16 protein-coding genes are annotated in these 16,154 nt (G+C 62.5%); 12 read left to right on the top strand and 4 right to left on the bottom strand.

The window, feature by feature from the left end; translation table 11 throughout:
- The first annotated feature begins 88 nt into the window (after positions 1-88).
- Positions 89-598: a peptidylprolyl isomerase gene (locus IE071_RS06575; protein WP_189440282.1), complete on the top strand. Its 510-nt coding sequence runs from the start codon at positions 89-91 to the stop codon at positions 596-598.
- Positions 599-736: 138 nt separating this feature from the next.
- Entirely contained in the window at positions 737-1,168 is a 432-nt protein-coding gene (locus IE071_RS06570; RefSeq protein WP_189440281.1) for a YidB family protein, read from the top strand.
- A gap of 84 nt (positions 1,169-1,252) precedes the next feature.
- Here the strand turns inward: IE071_RS06570 and IE071_RS06565 are convergent, their stop codons facing one another.
- Positions 1,253-1,510 (bottom strand): GlsB/YeaQ/YmgE family stress response membrane protein, encoded by a 258-nt coding sequence (locus IE071_RS06565; RefSeq protein WP_189440280.1) that lies wholly within the window; start codon positions 1,508-1,510, stop codon positions 1,253-1,255.
- A 217-nt stretch (positions 1,511-1,727) separates the two neighbouring features.
- On the opposite strand from IE071_RS06565, the gene IE071_RS06560 reads away from it, so the two are divergent.
- From IE071_RS06560 to prpE, 3 genes are all read left to right on the top strand, one after another.
- Positions 1,728-2,927: an aminotransferase class I/II-fold pyridoxal phosphate-dependent enzyme gene (locus IE071_RS06560; protein WP_189440279.1), complete on the top strand. Its 1,200-nt coding sequence runs from the start codon at positions 1,728-1,730 to the stop codon at positions 2,925-2,927.
- Between the two features lie 79 nt (positions 2,928-3,006).
- Positions 3,007-3,993 (top strand): malate dehydrogenase, encoded by a 987-nt coding sequence (locus IE071_RS06555; protein WP_189440278.1) that lies wholly within the window; start codon positions 3,007-3,009, stop codon positions 3,991-3,993.
- A 136-nt stretch (positions 3,994-4,129) separates the two neighbouring features.
- Positions 4,130-6,025, top strand: a complete 1,896-nt coding sequence (gene prpE, locus IE071_RS06550; RefSeq protein ID WP_189440277.1) for a propionate--CoA ligase — start codon at positions 4,130-4,132, stop codon at positions 6,023-6,025.
- Between the two features lie 57 nt (positions 6,026-6,082).
- Here the strand turns inward: prpE and ahpF are convergent, their stop codons facing one another.
- The gene (gene ahpF / locus IE071_RS06545) at positions 6,083-7,678 is read right to left on the bottom strand and encodes an alkyl hydroperoxide reductase subunit F (RefSeq protein ID WP_189440276.1); all 1,596 of its coding nucleotides are present in this window, start codon (positions 7,676-7,678) and stop codon (positions 6,083-6,085) included.
- 140 nt (positions 7,679-7,818) lie between these two features.
- Positions 7,819-8,382 carry an alkyl hydroperoxide reductase subunit C gene (gene ahpC / locus IE071_RS06540; RefSeq protein ID WP_189440275.1) on the bottom strand — a complete coding sequence of 188 codons (564 nt, stop codon included), beginning with the start codon at positions 8,380-8,382 and terminating at the stop codon, positions 7,819-7,821.
- Between the two features lie 302 nt (positions 8,383-8,684).
- Here ahpC and prpB point away from each other — a divergent pair, with 302 nt between their 5' ends.
- The 7 genes from prpB to IE071_RS06505 all read left to right on the top strand — a co-directional run bounded on the left by prpB (position 8,685) and on the right by IE071_RS06505 (position 15,489).
- On the top strand, positions 8,685-9,575 hold the full coding sequence (gene prpB, locus IE071_RS06535) for a methylisocitrate lyase (protein ID WP_189440274.1): 891 nt from the start codon (positions 8,685-8,687) through the stop codon (positions 9,573-9,575).
- Between the two features lie 69 nt (positions 9,576-9,644).
- Positions 9,645-10,796: a bifunctional 2-methylcitrate synthase/citrate synthase gene (prpC, locus tag IE071_RS06530; RefSeq protein ID WP_189440273.1), complete on the top strand. Its 1,152-nt coding sequence runs from the start codon at positions 9,645-9,647 to the stop codon at positions 10,794-10,796.
- Between the two features lie 551 nt (positions 10,797-11,347).
- The gene (locus IE071_RS06525; protein ID WP_229792782.1) at positions 11,348-12,190 is read left to right on the top strand and encodes a hypothetical protein; all 843 of its coding nucleotides are present in this window, start codon (positions 11,348-11,350) and stop codon (positions 12,188-12,190) included.
- Between the two features lie 132 nt (positions 12,191-12,322).
- On the top strand, positions 12,323-12,709 hold the full coding sequence (locus IE071_RS06520; protein ID WP_229792781.1) for a hypothetical protein: 387 nt from the start codon (positions 12,323-12,325) through the stop codon (positions 12,707-12,709).
- A complete protein-coding gene (locus IE071_RS06515) occupies positions 12,706-13,413 on the top strand; it encodes a C39 family peptidase (protein WP_229792780.1) in 708 nt (235 codons plus the stop codon). Before IE071_RS06520 ends, IE071_RS06515 begins: the two co-directional genes overlap by 4 nt.
- A 111-nt stretch (positions 13,414-13,524) precedes the next feature.
- Entirely contained in the window at positions 13,525-13,995 is a 471-nt protein-coding gene (locus IE071_RS06510; RefSeq protein ID WP_189440271.1) for a hypothetical protein, read from the top strand.
- Between the two features lie 246 nt (positions 13,996-14,241).
- Entirely contained in the window at positions 14,242-15,489 is a 1,248-nt protein-coding gene (locus IE071_RS06505; RefSeq protein ID WP_229792779.1) for an acetate kinase, read from the top strand.
- 7 nt (positions 15,490-15,496) lie between these two features.
- Here the strand turns inward: IE071_RS06505 and IE071_RS06500 are convergent, their stop codons facing one another.
- Positions 15,497-16,108, bottom strand: coding sequence for a glutathione S-transferase N-terminal domain-containing protein (locus IE071_RS06500; protein ID WP_189440269.1), 612 nt, complete (start codon positions 16,106-16,108; stop codon positions 15,497-15,499).
- Positions 16,109-16,154 lie beyond the last annotated feature (46 nt).

Genomic DNA, 16,154 nt, shown 5'->3' with positions numbered 1-16,154 from the left:
GCTGTCACGTCGGCGTCACTGGAGTATTCTTGGCAGCCCTCGCGCCCGAGCCGTGGCGCGACGCAGCTTTCGAACTCAAGGATTCTCGATGACCATCAATGTCACCTTCACCACCAACCGCGGCCCGATCCACCTGCGTCTGCATGAAGACAAGGCCCCGGTCACCGTGGCCAATTTCGTCAACCTGGCCAAGCGTGGTTATTACGATGGTCTGTCGTTCCATCGCGTGATCGCCGACTTCATGATCCAGGGCGGTTGCCCCGAGGGCAGTGGTCGCGGCGGCCCGGGCTACAAGTTCGAGGACGAGTTCAATGCGTCGCTGCGTCACGACAAGCCGGGCGTGCTGTCGATGGCGAACGCCGGTCCGCGCACCAATGGCAGCCAGTTCTTCATCACCCATGGCGCCACGCCGTGGCTGGACGGCAAGCACAGCGTGTTCGGCGAAGTGGTCGACGCGGCTGACATGGCCGTGGTGAACGCGATCCAGCAGGGCGACGTGATCGAGAAGGTCGCCGTAGACGGCGACGTCGACGCGCTGCTGGCTGCGCAGTCCGATCGCGTGAAAGAATGGAATGCGGTGCTCGACCAGCGCGGCTGAGTTTCCGGCCCGGATTCACAAAAAAACCGCCGATTTCTGTCGGCGGTTTTTTTTGTGCGCAAATGTCATGACAGCGCCGGTTTCGTGGGCCTATGATCGGCAGGCTTCACGCTTGTTCATTCATCAAGGAGAGCGAACATGTCATTCCTCAACGATTTGCTTGGCGGTCAGGGACAGCAGCAGGCCGGCGGTACCGGCTCGATGATTTCGGTAGCTGGCCAGCTGCTGCAGCAAGCCGGTGGCGTGCAGGGCCTGATCGGCATGCTGCAGCAACATGGACTCGGCGGCGCGGTGCAGTCATGGGTCGGTACGGGTGCGAACCAGCCGGTGTCGGGTGATCAGCTTGGCCAGGCACTGCAGAGCGGTGGCATGGGTTCGGTGGTGCAGGAGGCCGCCAGCAAGCTTGGCGTCGATCCCAGTGTGGTGCTCAACGGGCTTTCTCAGGTGCTGCCGCATGCGGTCGATCATCTGACGCCTGACGGTCAGGCTCCAGCTGCCGGTCAGGGTAGTGGTTTCGATCTGGGCGCACTGGAAGGGCTGGCCGGCAAGCTGTTCGGCAAGACGGCCTGAGATCAGTTTCAGCAACAGACAAAAAAGCGGCAGGGAGTCATCCCTGCCGCTTTTTTTGTGGTGCATGTTTGCGCAAGTAATGCCTTACATATGGAACACGTAACGCAGGAGCAGCATCAAAACGACAGCGCCGAGAATGGACATGAAGAAGCCTGCAGGATGGAACTTGGAGCCCGGTGGTGGTCGGCTGATGAGGTTGCCGATCAGGCCGCCGATCAGCGAACCGACGATGCCAACACCAGCAGTCATCCAGAACCCCATGTGATCGGCGCCGGGGATGATGGCCCTGGCGATCAGACCGACAAAGAAACCAACGATGATGGACCAGATCAGATGAAACATCGGTGCCTACCTCCTTGGATTGCGAACGAGTTGAGTAGCCCCTCCACCGGCGATCGTATGCAGGCAACGCAGTGGCGTCGGCATCATGCAACGAGCCGGACAAGAAACGCCATAGCTGGCCGGCAACGCAAGCTTTTGCGAACCGAACCGATGCGTGGGGCGGCGCATGCTAAAATTCGCGGGTTTGCTGACCTCATCCCCTGACGTCGAGGAACTCATGCCACAGCTTGCCCAGCGCGTCGGCCGCGCCAAACCCAGCGCGATCATGGTGATCGCCGAAAAAGCCAAGCAGCTCAAGGCTGCCGGCCGCGACATCATCAGCTTCTCGATCGGCGTACCGAATTTTCTGCCCGGCGAACATGTGTATGCCGCCGCGCGCGAATCTCTGTCGCACGACTCCGGCCAGTACGGCAGCAACCGCGGTGCCGAGGCGTTGCTGGATGCGTTCCTGAAGCACATCGAGGCGCTGGGTTTCAGTGGCTACACGCGGATGAACCTGTCGATCGGCATCGGTGCCAAGCACGTGCTGTACAACCTGGCCGAGGCACTGCTCGACGAAGGCGACGAGATCTGCTTCGCGGCGCCGTACTGGACCACGTATCACGACATCGCCGATATCGTCGGCGCCAAGACCAACGTGATGCATTGCGGTGCGGAGCAGAACTACAAGCTCACCCCGTCGCAGCTCGACACTGCGCTGGCGCGCAAGCCGAAGGTATTCCTGTTCAACAACCCGTCCAATCCGACCGGCATGGTCTACACCGGCGAGGAAATCGCCGCGCTGGCCGAGGTGCTGGTGAAGCATCCGGATACCTGGGTGATCACCGACGACATCTACAACTCGATGGTGTTCGACGGCCTCGGCTATCACAACTTCGTGTTCGCGAGACCCGAGTTGCGCGAACGGGTGATCTTCGTCGACTCCGTCTCCAAGACCTACGGCATGCCGGGCTGGCGTGTCGGCCTGATCGCCGGGCCGGAAGTGGTGGCCAAGGCGATCACCACGCTCAACTCCAACCACATCACCAGCCTGCCGGAAGTGATCACGGCAGCGGCGGTGGCAGCACTCAGTGGCCCGCAGGACATCCCGCAGGCCAAGTGCAAGGAATTTGCCGGCAAGCGCGACACCGTATTTGCCGCGCTGAGCGCGATTCCAGGCGTGATCTGTCCGCGACCGCAGGGCGCGTTCTACGCGTTCCCGGATATTTCGGTGGCGTTCGGCAAGAGCCACAATGGCGTGAAGATCAACAGTGATGTGGAGTTCTGCGCCGCGTTGCTGGAAGCCAAGGGCGTCGCTTGCGTGCCGGGTTCGGCGTTCGGCGAGCCGCGTGCGCTGCGCATTTCCTACACCTGCCCGACGGCACAGCTGGCACCGGGACTTGCGCGCATCGCCGAGTTCTTCGCCGAGTTGAGCTGACCGTTTAGTTCTGGCCCGCGTCGCAGGGTGCGGGCCTCGTCTTATTCCACCTCGCCTCATTTCTTATGGAGTTGCCACGATGAAAGCCCCCGTTCGAGTTGCCGTTACCGGCGCTGCCGGCCAGATCGGTTATGCGCTGCTGTTCCGCATCGCTGCCGGCGACATGCTGGGTCCGGATCAGCCGGTGATCCTGCACCTGCTGGAAATCACCCCGGCACTGCCGTCGCTGCAGGGTGTGGTGATGGAACTCAACGATTGCGCGTTCCCGACGCTGGCCGGCGTGGTCGCCACCGACGACCTCAACGTGGCGTTCAAGGACGTCGACTATGCGTTGCTGGTCGGCGCGCGTCCGCGCGGTCCGGGCATGGAGCGCAAGGATCTGCTGGAAGCGAACGGCGCCATCTTCGGCCCGCAGGGCAAGGCACTGAACGATCACGCCAAGCGCGACGTCAAGGTGCTGGTGGTCGGCAACCCGGCCAATACGAATGCGCTGATCGCGCAGCAGAATGCGCCGGATCTGGATCCGAACTGCTTCACCGCGATGGTCCGTCTCGACCACAACCGCGCGTTGTCGCAGCTGGCCGAAAAGACCGGTGCGCACACCACCGACATCAAGAAGATGACGATCTGGGGCAACCACAGCTCGACCCAGTATCCGGACATCCACCACGCCACTGTCAACGGCAAGGCTGCGATGTCGCTGATCGACCAGGCCTGGTACGAGAGCGATTTCATCCCAACCGTACAGCAGCGCGGCGCGGCGATCATCAAGGCGCGCGGCGCCTCGTCGGCAGCATCCGCCGCGTCGGCGGCGATCGACCACATGCGCTACTGGGCACAGGGCACCGCCGAGGGTGACTGGGTCTCGATGGGCATCCCGTCCGACGGTTCCTACGGCATCGCACCGGGTGTGATCTATGGCTATCCGGTGACCGTGAAGGACGGCAAGTACACGATCGTGCAGGGTCTGGCGATCAACGACTTCTCGCGCGGCCGCATGGACGCCACCGACAAGGAACTGCGCGAAGAGCGTGCCGGCGTCGAGCACCTGTTCGCGAAGAAATAATTAGTACCTATCTTGCTTGATCGAACGGGCCGGCCTTTGCTGGCCCGTTTTCGTTGGGGTATACGGCGAAAGTCGAGTGCCTTGCAGCAGTGAATCGGTCTAGGCTTGGTTCGTCTCAAGGCTTGGCGGAGCGAGCATGCAATACGAGGATTTCTACCGGCAGTCGATCGAGCAGCCGGAGCAGTTCTGGGCCGAGCAGGCGCGGCTGATCCATTGGGATACGCCACCGCAGCAGATCCTCGACCAGTCGAATCTGCCGTTCCGGCGCTGGTTCGTCGGCGGCACTACCAACCTCTGCTACAACGCGGTCGATAGGCATCTGGCCGATCGTGCCGAACAGCTGGCGCTGGTGGCGATTTCCAGCGAAACGGATGTCACCCGCGAGTTCACTTATCGGGAGCTGTACTGGGAGGTGAATGCGTTTGCCGCCGTGTTGCGGTCGCTGGGGGTGGGCAAGGGCGATCGGGTGGTGATCTATCTGCCGAACATGGCCGAGGCCGTGTTCGCGATGCTGGCCTGCGCGCGGATCGGCGCGATCCACTCGGTGGTGTTCGGCGGCTTTGCCGCGCACAACCTGGCGCTGCGCATCGACGACGCGCAGCCGAAGCTGCTGATCGCCGCCGATGCCGGCATGCGCGGCGGCAAGGTGATTCCGTACAAGCCACTGGTGGATGCGGCATTGAACGAGGCCTCGGCACCGCCGCCGCAGGTACTGATCGTCGACCGCGGACTCGATCCGCAGATGACCCGTGTGGCGGGACGCGACTTCGACTACGCCGAACTGCGCCGGGCGCACGAAGGCGTCGAAGTGCCGGTGATCTGGCTGGAGTCGAACGAGCCGAGCTACCTGCTGTACACCTCCGGCACCACCGGCAAGCCGAAAGGCGTGCAGCGTGACGTGGGCGGCTACGCGGTGGCGATGGCGTTGTCGATCCGCACGGTGTTCGACATCGCGCCAGGGCAAGCGATGTTCTCCACTTCGGACGTCGGTTGGGCGGTGGGGCATTCCTACAACGTCTATGGCCCGCTGATCGGCGGCGCCACTTCGCTGCTGTACGAAGGCATGCCGACGCGGCCGGACCCGGGCATCTGGTGGCAGCTGTGCGAGCGTTACGGCGTGCGCACCATGTTCTCCTCGCCCACCGCGATCCGCGTGCTGAAGAAGCAGGACGAGAGCTGGCTGAAGAAATATGACCTGTCGAACCTGAAGTGGCTGTTCCTCGCCGGCGAGCCACTGGACGAACCGACCGCACAGTGGATCACCGATGCGCTCGGCGTGCCGGTGATCGACAACTACTGGCAGACCGAAACCGGCTGGCCGGCGATCACGCTGATGCCGGGGCTGGAGTTGAAGGCCGTAAAGTTTGGTTCGCCCGGGTTGCCCGCGCCGGGCTACAAGATGAAGGTGATCGACGAGAACACCGGCAAGGAAGTACCCGCCGGTACCAAGGGCGTACTGGTGCTGCAACCGCCGTTGCCGCCGGGTTGCCTCAGCACGATCTGGCGTGACGACGACCGCTACGTGCACAGCTACTTCAGCCACTTCAGGGAGTTGTTGTACAGCTCGCTGGACTGGGCGATCCGCGACGAGGACGGCTATACGTTCATCCTTGGCCGTACTGACGATGTGATCAACGTGGCTGGCCATCGGTTGGGTACACGCGAGATCGAGGAGGCGGTGGCCAGCCATCCGGCCGTGGCCGAGGCGGCGGTGGTCGGCGTGCGTGACGAACTAAAAGGGCAGGTGCCGATCGTGTTCGCCACGCTCAAGCAGGATGCGGGAGTCGGGGCGGGTGCGATGGCGCTGGCAATGCAGCAGCGCGTGGTCGAGCAGCTCGGTGGCGTGGCGAAGCCGTCACGCGTCTACGTGGTGAATGCCTTGCCGAAGACACGTTCCGGCAAGCTGCTGCGCCGATCGCTGCAGGCGCTGGCGGAGCAACGCGATCCGGGTGATCTGTCCACGTTGGATGATCCGGGCGCACTGGACGATATCCGTCGTGCGTTGGAGCTTGGACCCGATCTGGGCAGTTGAGGGCGATCAACGCAAACGGGACGGCTTCTGCCGTCCCGTTTGTTCCTGCTTACACGATCAAGCAGCGACTGCTTCTTTTTCCGTCTCCGCGACCGGAAGCGGGCTGCGGATCAGATGGTCGAACGCGCTCAGCGCGGCGGTGGAACCGGCACCCATCGCGATGACGATCTGCTTGTACGGCACCGTGGTGGCGTCGCCGGCGGCGAACACGCCGGGCAGCGAGGTCCGGCCACGCTCGTCGATGACGATCTCGCCGCGGGGCGACAGTTCCAGTGTGCCCTTCAGCCATTCGGTATTCGGCAGCAGGCCGATCTGCACGAAGATGCCTTCCAGCTCGACGCTGTGCATGACGCCATCGACGCGATCCTTGTAGACAAGGCCGCTGACCTTCTGGCCATCACCCAGCACTTCGGTGCTCTGCGCGCTGACGATGATGTCGACGTTGGGCAAGCTCCGCAGCTTGCGCTGCAGGACTTCGTCCGCACGCAGCTTGCTATCGAATTCGACGAGGGTGACATGGCTGGTGATGCCGGCCAGGTCGATCGCCGCCTCGACGCCGGAGTTGCCGCCGCCGATCACCGCTACACGCTTGCCCTTGAACAGCGGGCCGTCGCAATGCGGGCAGTAGGCCACGCCCTTGTTGCGGTACTCGTCTTCACCGGGCACGTTCATCTGCCGCCAGCGTGCGCCAGTGGACAGGATCACGGTCTTCGACTTCAGCGTGGCGCCGTTGGCGAGCTGTATTTCGATCAGGCCACCGGCTTCCGTCGCCGGCAGCAGCTTCTCGGCACGCTGCAAATTCATGACATCGACGTCGTAATCCTTGACGTGCTGCTCCAGCGCGGTGGCCAGCTTCGGGCCTTCGGTATGCGAGACGGAGACGAAGTTCTCGATCGCCATGGTGTCCAGCACCTGGCCGCCGAAACGCTCGGCCGCCACGCCGGTGCGGATGCCCTTGCGCGCGGCATAGATCGCCGCGGCCGAGCCGGCCGGACCGCCGCCGACAACGAGCACGTCGAATCCATCCTTGGTCTGGAGTTTCTCGGCTTCGCGCTGGGCGGCGCTGGTGTCGAGCTTGGCCAGGATCTGCTCCAGGCTCATACGGCCCTGGTCGAACACTTCGCCGTTGAGGTAGACAGTCGGCACCGACATGATCTGGCGTGCATCGACCTCGTCCTGGTACAGCGCGCCGTCGATGGCGACATGCTGGATCTTCGGATTCAGCATGCTCATCAGGTTCAGCGCCTGCACCACGTCCGGGCAGTTCTGGCAGGACAGCGAGAAATAGGTTTCGAAGCGATAGCTCCCGTCGAGATTTTTCACTTGCTCGATCACATCCGCGGCGGTCTTGGATGGATGTCCACCGACTTGCAGCAGGGCGAGCACAAGCGAGGTGAATTCATGACCCATCGGAATGCCGGCGAAGCGCACGCCAATATCGCTGCCAACGCGGTTGATCGCGAAGGACGGCTTGCGCTCGTTGTCATCGCGGCGCACCAGGCTGATCCGTTCGGACAGCGCGGCGATCTCGCCGAGCAGCTCGTTCAGTTCGAGAGATTTGGCACTGTCGTCGAGGGACGCAACGATCTCGATCGGCTGCGTGACCTTTTCGAGATAGGTCTTCAACTGGGTGGTGAGATTGGCATCCAACATGGGCGTAGCTCCGTCGATGGGTTTCTTCAGGGTGCGCCTGGCGAGCACCCGGACGGGGCCGGGCGTCGACGTTGCGCTGTGTTTCGGTAGTTCGGACCCGGAAGAACTCCGGGTCCGTGGCGCATGGTGCGCGGTACGGCTTAGATCTTGCCGACCAGGTCCAGCGACGGCGCGAGGGTCTTCTCGCCTTCCTTCCACTTGGCCGGGCAGACTTCGCCCGGATGGGCGGCGACGTACTGCGCGGCCTTGACCTTGCGCAGCAGCTCGTTGGCGTCACGGCCGATGCCACCGGCAGTGATCTCGACGATCTGGATCTTGCCGGACGGATCGATCACGAAGGTGCCGCGATCGGCCAGACCAGCTTCTTCGATCATCACGCCGAAGTTGCGGCTGATCGTGCCGGTCGGATCGCCAACCATGGTGTAGTTGATCTTCTTCACCGCGTCCGAGGTGTCGTGCCACGCCTTGTGGGCGAAATGGGTATCGGTGGAAACCGAGTAGATCTCGACGCCCAGCTTCTGGAACTCGGCGTAGTTGTCAGCCAGGTCCTCAAGCTCGGTCGGGCAGACGAAGGTGAAGTCGGCCGGGTAGAAAAACACGACGGACCACTTGCCCTTCAGGTCGGCATCGGAAACTTCAATGAACTGACCGCTCTTGAGCGCCTGCGCCTTGAACGGTTTGATTTCGGTGTTGATCAGCGACATCGTGGGTTTTCCCGTGGTGGTTGAAAGTGAAGTGTGAGGATATGGGGTTTCAGTCGATTAATCTAATTGATTGTTGGCATTGATTCGATTGTCAGTGACTATCAAAATGGATTAGGTCCGATGGCATCAAGCCTGCTGCCCGAGTCGGGTGTCGTATGCATCGAGCTGTTCCGGAGCATGTGTATTGTCATCGAGAATGTGCGTGCGCTCGTATCTGTGGAGCGCTGCTTCGGTGATCGCCCTATGGTCGTATGCGGCGTGCACGTCGCACTGCGCTAAAATGACCGTTTTACGGAGGTGACATGACACAGCCAGCATCCCCCGGCGCGCGCTTCCGCGCTGCCGTTGCCGAGGAACAGCCGCTGCAGGTCGTCGGCGCGATCACCGCCTACGCTGCCCGCATGGCCCAGCGCAGCGGCTTCAAGGCGATCTACCTGTCCGGCGGCGGCGTTGCCGCCAACTCGTTGGGCATGCCGGATCTGGGCATCAGCACGATGGAAGACGTACTCACCGACATCCGCCGCATCACCGAAGTCTGTGATCTGCCGTTGCTGGTCGACGTGGATACCGGCTGGGGTGGTGCGTTCAACATCGCCCGCACCGTGCGCTCGATGATCAAGGCAGGTGCCGGCGCGATGCATATCGAGGACCAGGTTGCCGCCAAGCGCTGTGGTCATCGTCCCGGCAAGGCGATTGTGTCGAAGGACGAGATGGTCGATCGGGTCAAGGCTGCAGTCGATGCGCGCAGCGACGAGCAGTTCGTGATCATGGCGCGTACCGATTCGATCGCGGTGGAAGGTCTGGAGTCGGCGATCGAACGGGCGCAGGCCTGCGTCGAGGCGGGCGCCGACATGATCTTTCCGGAAGCGATCTACACGCTGGAGCAGTATCGCCAGTTCAAGGCGGCGGTGAAGGTGCCGATCCTCGCCAACATCACCGAGTTCGGCCAGACCCCGCTGTTCACCCGCGAGGAGCTGGCCAGCGCGAACGTCGACATCATCCTGTACTGCTGCGGCGCGTATCGGGCGATGAACAAGGCGGCGCTGAATTTCTACGAGACGGTGCGCCGCGACGGCACGCAGAAGGCAGCCGTGCCGACCATGCAGACGCGCGAGGAGTTGTACGACTACCTCGGCTACCACGCCTACGAGCGCAAGCTCGACGAATTGTTTGCCGGTGGCAAATCCGACTGATTGACTGACGCGTTCCTTCCCTGACTGCGCCGGCGTGCCGGCGCATCTTCATTGATTGAGGTTCCATCCATGAGCGAAACCACGCAAACGCTGCCCAAGGCCAAGAAATCCGTCGCGCTGTCCGGTGTGGCCGCAGGCAACACCGCGCTGTGCACGGTCGGCCGCAGCGGCAACGACCTGCATTACCGCGGCTACGACATCCACGACCTGGCCGCCAAGGGTTGCTTCGAGGAAGTGGCCTATCTGCTGGTGCACGGCGTGCTGCCGAACTGGACCGAGCTCAACAACTATCGCGCGCGGCTGAAGCGCCTGCGCGGCCTGCCGGCGCCGGTCAAGGCTGCGCTGGAGCTGTTGCCGGCGGCGACGCATCCGATGGACGTGATGCGCACCGGTTGCTCGGTACTTGGCACCGTGTTGCCGGAAAAGGACGACCACAACGTCACCGGTGCGCGCGAGATCGCCGATCGCCTGATGGCCAGCTTCGGTTCGATGCTGCTGTACTGGTACCACTTCAGCCACAACGGCAAGCGCATCGAGACGCAGACCGACGACGAGTCGATCGCCGCGCACTTCCTGCACCTGCTGCACGGCAAGAAGCCGAGCGAACTGCATGCGCATGCGCTGGACAAGTCGCTGGTGCTGTACGCCGAGCATGAGTTCAATGCCTCGACGTTCGCCGCGCGCGTGATCGCCGGCACCGGCTCGGACATGTACTCGGCGCTCACTGGCGCGATCGGCGCGTTGCGTGGTCCGAAGCACGGCGGGGCGAACGAGGTGGCGATGGAAATCATCGCGCGCTACCGCAGCGCCAATGAAGCGGAGGCCGATATCCGCGCCCGCGTCGAGCGCAAGGAAATCATCATCGGCTTCGGCCACCCGGTGTATACAGTGTCCGACCCGCGCAACGAGATCATCAAGGAGATCTCGCGCAAGCTGTGCACCGATGGCGGCAACCCGACCTTGTTCGAGGTGTCCGAGCGGATCGAGAAGGTGATGGGCGAGGTCAAGAAGATGTTCCCGAACCTCGACTGGTTCTCCGCCAGCGCGTACCACATGATGGGCGTGCCGACTGCGATGTTCACGCCGCTGTTCGTGATCGCGCGCACCTCCGGTTGGAGCGCGCATGTGATCGAGCAGCGTGAGGACGGCAAGATCATCCGCCCCAGCGCGAACTACATGGGGCCGGAAGACCAGGCGTACGTGCCGATCGACAAGCGCTGAGGAAAGGCTGCATTGACAGGAGAAGGGAGCCGCAAGGCTCCCTTCTTTTTGCCTGGAAAATGACCGAATCAGTGGTGGGAAACCTCACGAATGATGCAAGCCGTTCACGCGACCACGCAGCTGTATCATTTTTGTTACATGTAGCAGCAAAGCGCGGCAGGGCCGGCATCTGCACCGGATCCCTCCGCTACCGCGTCGGTTGTGCGGATTGCGACAGGTCGGCATGTTGCGGAGCTGACGCAGTTTCCACTCTTCGCCATGCGGCTTGTGTCGCGCATGTCTGTCTATCGGATTTTCCAATGCATTGAATTTTCAGCAGATAGACAGCGAGCGAAAAAAACTCTCGATGCTGGCGCGAAGATTGCTGTAGCTGCTTGCCTTACGGCAAAGACCAAACAGGGGGGTCACCGCATCGTTCCAGGAGAACAAACATGCGAAAGACTCTACTTTTAACAGCGATATGTGTTGGCTTGGGACTTACTCTTCCGGCCTTGGCAGATGACACGCAGACTGGCGGAGCTGGACCCTCTGCCCAGAGACACTCCATTGCAGTGCAGACCAGTGACAGCTCGACGCACTCGAACAGCTCAACGCATTCGAGTCAACGCAACAACAATGGCGACGCCTATGCCAACGGACAGGGCAGTTCGGCCGCCAACAATGGCGGAACGGCCACATCCTCGATCGCGTCTTCGTTCAACAGCAGCCGGGCTGTCGCGATCAGCCGGCTCGATGGCACCGTGACCGACATCCGTGCACACGACATCGGCAATGTCGCCAGCAATTGGGGTAATGCCAATGGTGGTCGTGGCGGATCCGGTGGTGGCGGATCCGGCGGCAATGCCAATGGTGGTCGTGGCGGATCCGGTGGTGACGGTGGAAGTGCCCATTCGCACAGCGGCTATGCCGGTGGATCAGGCGCCGATAGCGGCCAGGTCGGCGCACTCAGTGCAGCAGCCGGTGGCGACAGCAGCGGCGACAACTACGGTAACGCGCATGCCCGCTCACGCGGCTCCAGCATGGCAACGGCGACCGGCGGAACTGGTGGTGCGTGGGCTGGCGGAGCAGGCACCAGCGGTTCGGCAACCGCAAGCAGCGGCGCGGCGACCTCGACGGGTGGCAGCAGTGGTGCAGCTGACAGCACCGGTGGCATGGGTGGAGCTGGCGGCAGCGGTGCTTCCGCTACGGGTGGCGAAGGTATCGCCGGAGCCGGTGGTTCCGGTGGCGCCGGTGGATCGAACTCGGTGAATGCGGGCACGTTCGACATGTCCAACAACATGTCAGGTGCAGCTGCGGCAGCCGCCGGCGTTACGGTCATGGCGCAGAACAGTGGCGTCGGCTCACTGATCCAGCAGAGCGTGAACGTCCAGGCCAATCTCAACGTTGGTCCATAAGTGGAGCCAGACACGGTGGAGCGCCAGGCGCTCCACCGTGTTTTCCGTTGGTTGCGACCGGACTGCCGGGCATAAGCAGAGATCGCTGCCCGCGCCGGCGAGGGAGATAGAACCATGCGAATAGTCAGACCGATGTCCTGGCTCATCCCGTTGTTGCTCACGGCAACGACATGGAATGCGCTGGCCGGAGAGCCCGTCGCACCGTTGCCCAACGTAGCGGCAACATCGTCATTATCGTCCAGGCATGAAGTTGTGCCGCCAAATGGCGTCGCGGGATGGGGGCCGAGCATCGATTCCGCAGCGCTGGCGAAACTCAGTGGTGGTACCGATGTCACCGAAACCATGACGTTGAACGGCACGGTGGCCAACAACAACGTCGATCATGTGGTGAACGGAGCCAATGTGATCAGCTCCGGCTCGTTCACTGGAGCGATGGGTTTGCCGATGGTGATCCAGAACAGCGGCAACGCCGTGCTGATCCAGAATGCCACCATCGTCAACGTGCAGTTCCAGCCATGATTTCCCGGTGGCATGGCTCTTTCTGGCTGGTCGCGACGTTCGTTGCCGGCCTGCTCCCCGTGATGCAGCTGGCAGCAGCTGCACCGGTCGTGTTGCCGGGCGTGCAGGGCGGCAGTTACAGCCTGCACATGACGAGTCTGAAAGAGATTCGCTTCAGGAACACGATCCGCCAGAAATACGATTTCAGCTGCGGCTCCGCCGCCGTGGCGACCTTGCTGACCTATCAGTACGGCTATCCGGTCGACGAGCAGGAAGCGTTTGTGCAGATGTATGCCAACGGCGACCGCTCGAAAATCAACCGGGAAGGCTTCTCGCTGCTCGATATCAAGCGCTTCCTGCAGGCCAATGGTTTCGACGCCGACGGGTTCCAGGTACCGCTGGAAAAACTGCGGCAGGAAAATCTTCCTGCGATCGTGTTGATCGACGAAAGGGGTTACCACCATTTCGTGGTGATCAAGGGGATGCGTGATGGTCGTGTCCTGGTGGGCGACCCCGCCCGCGGCACGCGTTCGATCCCACGCGCGCAGTTCGATGCGGCATGGAAAAACCAGCTGGTATTCGTCATTCACAACCGGCGTGCATTGGCAAGATTCAACAGCAGCGACGACTGGCGCGCTGCGCCAATGGCACCCATCAATTCCGCCATCGACCGCACCGGCTTGGGCAATATCACGCTGCCCAAACGTGGGCCGGGGGATATCTGAGTGAGTGCCGTCATGAGCAACACCTTTCGTACCAGGCTCCCATGTCTTTGCGTGCTGACGGGCTTGTCGATGGCTTGGGCTGGCATGGTCAGTGCGCAGGATCCATCACCTTTGCCACAGCCTGCATCGCCGCGCATACCGGCTGACGGCATGCGGGTCATGGGCGCATGGCCGTTGGCGGTCAGCGATCGTCAGCTGGATACCACTCGTGGCGGTTTCGATATGGGCAACGGGCTGCTGGCGTCCTTCGGCATCGAACGCGCGGTCTACATCAACGGCAATCTGGTCTCCAGCACCAGCGTGAACATTCCTGACATTGGTCGGATGACGCCGGATCAGGCCAGCGCCCTGGCTGCCGCCACGGGCACGGTCAACATCATCCAGAACGGTGCGAACAACACCGTCGATCCGGCGACGTTCGACCATGCGACGGCCGCGACGGTGATCCAGAACAGTCTCGACAATCAGGACATCCGCAGTTTGACCACGATCAATGTCACCGCGAACAGCCAGAACCTGTTCCGCAGTCTTGGCCTGCAGGAGAGTTTGCAGGCTGGCCTGATCGGATCGCTGGGGCACTGACAAGGTATCCGAAGCCGATGCGCAAATAGCCGGCCAAACGCCGCCTCACTTGAACGACGCCCGATACAGGAGGGCAACTTGATGGCCCGGAAATCGTGGCGAAGCAGATGTTCAGCCGGCTGTGCCGGGCTGGTGCTACTCGGTGGTGTGGCAAGCGCGCAGGATCCGGTAGCGCCAGTCAATCCAGCCCCGGTGAGTTCGAACCCGGTGAGTTCGGGTGAACTGTCTGCGGTACTTCAAAAGAACATGAGCAAGCAGGACGCGCGCATCGAGGAGATGCGCGCCCAGCTGGCTGCCCAGAACGCGCAGATCGAGGCGATGAAGCAAGCGCTCGCATCGCAGCAGGCCGACTATCGAGCACTGCGGCACGCCGTGGGTCTCGACGTGCTCGACCGGCAACGCGCGGGCAACGTGAGGGCAGGTGGCTCGATGGCGACCGCATTGCCCATGCCTGCCGGCGACGCGGCCAGCGTTGATACGGAGCCGACCGACAATCCACCGGACCGGACAGTTGGGCAGGCACCTGAGCGCGATAGCGGGCCGCCGGCTGTCGCCCCGATCTTCAATCAACCTGGCGTACTGACGCCGCGTGGCAAGCTGGTGGTGGAGCCGTCCTATCAATTCGGCTACTCGTCCGCCGACCGGGTCGCCTTGATCGGCTACACCGTGATCCCGGCGATCCTGATCGGTCTGATCGACGCGCGCCAAGTGAAGACGACGACCCAGACCGGCGCAGTCGCGCTGCGCTACGGCATTACCAACCGACTGGAGATGGAGCTGCGGATACCGTATGTCTATGGGCACACCGACACGATCAGTCGCGAGATCTTCACTGGCAGTGCCACGGACAAGGTCTTCACGAGCGCTGGCCATGGCATCGGCGACGTGGAGGCCACCGCCCGTTACCAGATCAACGACGGTGGTGCAGACAAGCCGTATTACATAGGCTGGCTACGTTTCAAGTCGCGCACCGGCAGGGATCCTTTCGAGGTCACCACCGATTGCGTCACCCGCTGCGTGGAGAATGCGACCGGCACCGGGCTGCCGCTGCAACTTCCGACCGGTTCGGGCTTCTACTCGCTGCAGCCGGGTGTGACCTGGTTGTATCCCTCCGATCCGGTGGTGTTCTTCGGCAACGTGAGTTACCTGCACAACTTCCCGCGTCACGACGTCAGCCGCACCGTGCTGCTCGGGGGCAAGGAGCCGCTGGGTACGGTGCAGGTGGGCGACATCGTTGATGCCAGCCTCGGCATGGGGCTCGCGCTCAATGAGAAGGCATCGATCAGCATCGGCTATGACCAGAGCTTTGTCGGCATCACCAAGCAAAACGGCAAGACTGTGGCTGGCTCGGCCAAGAGCGTGCTGGGCACCTTGCTGATCGGCGGCTCCTATCGATTCAGCGACAAGCGCAGCATGAACTTCACGCTTGGTGTGGGAGTGACGCGCGATACGCCCGATGCCACCGTGACGGTCAGAGTGCCGACGATGTACTAGCGGTCGCTCAGATACCCTCGGCACGCATGGCTGCGATGGCGCCGGTATCGGCGTGCATGCGCTGGACAAAGCGTTCCAGATGATCGAGCCCGTTCAGGTCGACGGCTTTCGCCTTGGCCCAGCGCTGCACCACGAACAAGTACGGATCGGCGAGCGAACGTGTGCCGGTGAGCCAGTCCCGGCCTGCCAGCTGGCCATCCAATCGCTCGAAATAGCCGCGCAGCTTTGTCTTTGCAGTGGCCTGCAGTCCGGTGTGCTGGGCGGGGTCGGCAATGAATCGCTCGGGCCGGAACAGCGGCTTGAACGCCGGATGCACGTCGGCGTTGAGAAAGCCCAGCCAGCGGTTGACTTCAGCGCGTCCGCGCGGCGTACCGTTGCCGCCAAGCCGGGCAACCGGAAAACGATCGGCCAGGTAGTTGAGGATGGCGATGTTCTCGGTCAACACCCAGCCATCGTCGTCGACCAGGGTCGGTACCACACCATCCGGATTGAGCTTCAGATACTCCGGCGAGCGCAGCTCGGCACGAGGTACTTCCTCGAGCTCGTAAGGCTGGCCGATCCACTCCAGCACGATATGGTCGGCTAGGGCACAGGTACCGGGCACGTAGTAAAGCTTCATGAGTGACTCCGTATGTGGCAGGGCAGCGTTCTGCAGCTTCGTATGT

The sequence above is a fragment of the Rhodanobacter panaciterrae genome (assembly GCF_014651895.1).
Taxonomy (GTDB): Bacteria; Pseudomonadota; Gammaproteobacteria; order Xanthomonadales; family Rhodanobacteraceae; genus Rhodanobacter; species Rhodanobacter panaciterrae.
The sequence above is the reverse complement of the archived record's forward strand: the minus strand, read 5'-3'. Positions and strand labels throughout refer to the sequence as shown.